Source organism: Bradyrhizobium sp. (assembly GCF_016462955.1).
GTDB lineage: Bacteria > Pseudomonadota > Alphaproteobacteria > Rhizobiales > Xanthobacteraceae > Bradyrhizobium.
Map to the genome: position 1 here is coordinate 1,132 of NZ_JAEMSD010000050.1, position 3,895 is coordinate 5,026.

The 3,895-nt window shown below is 65.5% G+C and carries 2 protein-coding genes and 1 pseudogene; 2 read left to right on the plus strand and 1 reads right to left on the minus strand.

All coding sequences use genetic code 11. The features are described 5' to 3' along the window. Positions 1-669, plus strand: a 669-nt coding sequence (locus JHD07_RS08300) for an acyl-CoA dehydrogenase (protein ID WP_291620865.1), incomplete at its 5' end; no start/stop codon positions are given. Between the two features lie 217 nt (positions 670-886). Here the strand turns inward: JHD07_RS08300 and JHD07_RS08305 are convergent. Next, positions 887-2,119, minus strand: coding sequence for an MFS transporter (locus tag JHD07_RS08305; RefSeq protein WP_291620867.1), 1,233 nt, complete (start codon positions 2,117-2,119; stop codon positions 887-889). Positions 2,120-2,348: 229 nt separating this feature from the next. On the opposite strand from JHD07_RS08305, the pseudogene JHD07_RS08310 reads away from it, so the two are divergent. Further along, a pseudogene (locus tag JHD07_RS08310) lies at positions 2,349-3,895 on the plus strand (bifunctional metallophosphatase/5'-nucleotidase); the annotation flags it as partial.

Below are 3,895 nucleotides of genomic sequence, written 5' to 3' on the forward strand. Positions count from 1 at the left end.
GTCTCGACGCGCGCCAGGGATCCCAAGGTGCGCGCAGATGCCGCCGCGCGCGCAGCGCTGCTGACGCCGATGGCCAAGGCCTATTCCACCGACATCGGCAACGAGGTCGCCTATCTCGGCGTGCAAGTGCATGGCGGCATGGGCTTCATCGAGGAGACCGGCGCGGCGCAGCATTATCGCGACGCGCGCATCACCGCCATCTACGAGGGCACCAACGGCATCCAGGCGATCGACCTCGTGACGCGCAAGTTGGCTGCCAATGGCGGCGCCGCGGTATGGACGCTGCTCGACGAGCTCTCGGCAACCGTCAAGCAGGTGGAGGCGTCGAACGATCCCGGCTTCGGCACCACGGGCACCAAGCTGCGCGAGGCGCTGGGGGCGCTCACGCGCACCAGCAAATGGCTGTTGGAGCGCGTCGCCTCCGCGCCAAGCGACGCGCTTGCGGGTGCGACACCCTATCTGCAGCAGTTCGGCGCGACGCTCGGCGGCTGCCTGCTCGCCTCCGAGGCGCTCGCCGCCAAGGCCGAAGGCAACGCGGAGGCTGCGCGCTACGTCGCGCTTGCGCGCTTCTTTGCCGAGAACATCACGGTGCAGGCCGAAGCGCTCGAGCGCACCGTGACGGAGAGCGCGGAATCGGTCGCGGCGGCGGACGCGGTGCTGCTGGGGTAAGGCGTCTCCTCCCCCTAAAGCGCGATGAGATATGGATGAATCGTCATCGCGCTTCAGGGCGCGACGACCTCGCCAACCCCACCGCTGTCATGCCCCGGCTGGTCCGGGGCACCCAGTACGCCACAGCGGATGTCGTGAAAGCGTGCTCTTCAATGCCGGCCTCTGGAATACTGGATCGCCCGATCAAGTCGGGCGATGACACCTGTCGTGTGAGCGGCTACGAAGGTGCGAGGCTCGCTCGCTTCCCCGGCCGCCACAACACGATTCCCGCCGCCACGAGATTGAGCGCGGCGCACAGCGCCAATGCGGAGGTGTAGTTTCCGGTCAAGCTGCGGACGAGACCGACGAGACCGGGGCCGAAGGCGCTGACGATGCCGCTGATCGAGGTGCCCAAGCCCACCGCGGTCGCGAACGCCGAAGCACCGATCTCGCGCTGGATGATCAAGGGCGGGAAAGTGATCATGTTGCCCATCGAGAAGCCGTAGACGGCGCAGCAGGCCAGCAGCACGGCCGGGCTCGTGCTTTGGATAGCCACGAACAGCGCAGCCGCTTGGCTCGTCATCGAAACCGCACAGGCGAGCCGGGCATCGAGCCGGTCGACGAACAGCCCGAGCACGAGGCGACCGACGATCGCCATCGCCGCCATGACGGTGACGGCGAGCCCTGCGGTGGAGCGGCCGATCAGCGGCTCGAGAAACGTCACCTGGTGGACAATGAAACCCATCTGAGCCAGCAGCGCGAGCGCAACCGGCAGCACCATGGTCCAGAACGCCGCGTTGGCGAGCAGCGCCTTGCGCGAGCGAACCGGCGCAGGGGAGGCGGAGGAACGTCCGCCCGTTGCAGGCGCCGTCCCTGCGGGCCAGCCAATGAAGGTGACGACCGCCGGCAGCACCAGCACCATCATCGCGACCGTCGCCGTCAGCATCGCAGAACGGAAGCCGATGCTGCCGGTCAGCGACAGCAACAGCGGAACGAGAATGATGCCGCCGCAAGTCGCGCCGTTGAAGGCAAGGCTGAGCGCGAGGCCGCGCCGCTGCTCGAACCAGGAATTCAGCACGGTCGCGATCACCACCGTGCCCATGCCGGTCCAGCCGACCGACATCAGCGCATAGGCGAGATAGAGTTGCCAGGGCGTCTGCAGCAGCGCCAGGAGCACGGTCGAAGCGCCGAGCGCCGCCAGGCCGCAGAGGATCAGCGCGCGCAGTCCGATGCGTTCGAGCAGATCATCGGTGAAGATGACGAGCACGGAGGTCAGGAGAAAGGAGAAGGTGCTGGCCGCGGAGACCAGCGTGCCCGGCCAGCCGTGAGCGCGCTGCAACTCGGCAAGATAGACGCCCTGGCCATAGAGGCCGAAGCCGAACATGAAGAAGGCCATCAGGAAGCAAGCCAGCACGACGCGCCAGCCGCGATAATATGGAGAGGATTCGTCGATCCGGGGGGAGGCCATCATCAATCGTGACATCTGCCTGAAGGGAACGTGGCCGGATCGTGCCTCACAACCAACGGTTTTTCAAATGAAAGATTGTAGCTGATTGTTGCGCCACGTGGTGGGCCCGGCATTCATCAAGCAGCACGGCTCGTACGATGATGCGATCCTGTGGGGAAAGATGCCGCGGTCGCCCCAAAATGACGACAACAACCTTCGTGAAATCTTTGCGCCGAGCGAATAGTCTCATCCCATGAGACACCTTCTCCGGCTGACTTGCTTCGTTCTCGTTCTCACCAGCACCGTCCCCGCTGCGGCGCAGACCGCCGCACCGGTCGAACTGCGCATTCTCGCGATCAACGATTTCCACGGCAATCTGCGGCCGCCGCCGGGCGGCATCCGCATCAATGACCCCGAAGACAGCTCCAGGAAGGTGATGGTTGCCGCGGGCGGCGCCGAATACATGGCGACGCTGGTGAAGCAGCTGCGCGAGGGGCACAGGAACACGATCTTCGTTGCCGCAGGCGACCTGATCGGCGCCAGCCCGTTCCTGTCGGCGATGTTCCATGACGAGCCTTCGATCGAGTCGCTCTCTATGATGGGGCTCGCGATCAGTTCGGTCGGCAATCACGAATTCGACGAGGGCAAGACCGAGCTTCTGCGCATGCAGAACGGCGGCTGCCATCCCGTCGACGGCTGCCAGGGACCGCATCCCTTCACGGGCGCCAAATTCCGTTACCTCGCGGCCTCAACCGTGGAAACCGCGACCGGCAGAAGCGTGCTGCCGCCCTACGAGATCAGGGAGTTCGACGGCATCCCCGTCGCCTTCATCGGACTGACCCTGAAGGAAACGGCGGGCATCGTCTCACCTGCCGGCATTGCCGGGCTCGAATTCCGCGACGAAGCCGGGACGGTCAACGCGCTCGTGCCGCAGCTGAAGGCGCGCGGCGGCGAGGCCATCGTGGTTCTGATCCACCAGGGCGGCGAGCCCGCCGGCGACTACAACGAATGTCCTGCCATCACGGGGCCGATCGTCGACATCGTCAGGAAATTCGATCGTGCCGTCGACGTCGTCGTCAGCGGCCACACCCACCGCGCCTATGTCTGCGACATCGACGGGCGGCTTGTCACCAGCGGCGACAAATACGGTACGCTGGTGACGGCGATCGACCTCAAGCTCGATCCCGCCACGCGCGACATCGTCGGCGCCAAGGCCGAGAATGTCATCGTCGCCAACGCTTCGCTGGCCAGGGATGCCGAGCAGACCGCTTTGATCGACGCCTATGACAGGCTCTCTGCGCCGATCGCGAGCCGCCCGGCCGGCTCGGTGACGCAGACATTGTCGCGCGTGCCGAACGAGGCCGGCGAAAGCGCGCTCGGTGATGTCGTCGCCGACGCTCAATTGTTCGCGACCCGCGATGCCAAGGATGGCAGAGCTGTCATCGCCCTCACCAATCCCGGCGGCATCCGCAGCGACATCATTCCGAAGGAGAATGGCGCGATCACGTTCGGCGATGTGTTCGCCAGCCAGCCGTTCCGCAACCGCCTGGTCACCATGACGCTGACGGGCAGACAGCTCAAGGACATGCTCGAGCAGCAATGGCTGGACCCGCAGCGGCCGCGAATTCTGCAGGTGTCGAACGGCTTCAGCTATACCTGGGATGCATCAAAGCCATTCGGCGAGCGCGTCAGCCTCGAGAAGATGACCTTGGGCGGCAGGCCGATCGAAGCTGGAAGCGGCTACCGTGTCACGCTCAACGACTACCTCGCCGTCGGCGGCGACGGGTTTAGCGTCGCCAA